The organism is Kineococcus auxinigenes (assembly GCF_050871525.1).
In the GTDB taxonomy this organism is placed as follows: domain Bacteria; phylum Actinomycetota; class Actinomycetes; order Actinomycetales; family Kineococcaceae; genus Kineococcus.
Window position 1 is genome coordinate 1 of sequence record NZ_JBKBCT010000161.1, and the last position, 695, is coordinate 695.

Below are 695 nucleotides of genomic sequence, written 5' to 3' on the forward strand. Positions count from 1 at the left end.
GCAAGCTGCTCAACAACATCGAGATCGTGACGCGCGCGGCGCGTGCACAGGCCGAAGGCGATAGCGCCCCAGTGATCGACGAGGCGCTGCTGGCGTCTGCGCTGTCGGAAAACCTGCGCCGCTTCGATAAGGGTGGCGATGCCTTCTACGACCAGATCAGCGCGCTGCATAAGTCCGTGCGCGGCTCCGATCCGGACGGGGCGCTGTACTGGTTCTGTCGCATGCTCGATGGTGGTGCCGACCCGCGCTACCTTGCCCGCCGCATCGTGCGCATGGCCTGGGAAGACATCGGCTTGGCCGATCCGCGAGCAGGGCGTATCACCTTGGATGCTGCCGAAACGTACGAGCGCCTCGGCTCACCGGAAGGGGAATTGGCGCTGGCCCAGGCGGTGATCTACCTGGCTATCGCCCCCAAGTCCAACGCCGGCTACAACGCTTACAACGCTGCGCGCGCGTTCGTCAGCCAGGACAAGTCGCGCACCGTGCCCGTGCACTTGCGCAACGCGCCGACCAAGCTGATGAAAGAACTCGGCTACGGCCACGCCTACCGCTACGCCCACGACGAGCCCGAAGCCTACGCAGCAGGCGAAACCTACTTCCCCGACGACTTGCCCGCGCAGAACTGGTACGTGCCGACGCCGCGCGGTCTGGAAGGCAAGATCGGCGACAAGCTGCGCCACCTGCGCGAGCTCGAT

1 protein-coding gene is annotated in these 695 nt (G+C 65.8%); it reads left to right on the forward strand.

Annotation, left to right across the window (positions count from 1 at the left end; genetic code table 11):
- Positions 1 to 695 (forward strand): AAA family ATPase (locus tag ACRYR9_RS19785; protein ID WP_459077416.1); only part of this gene is annotated, 695 nt, incomplete at both ends.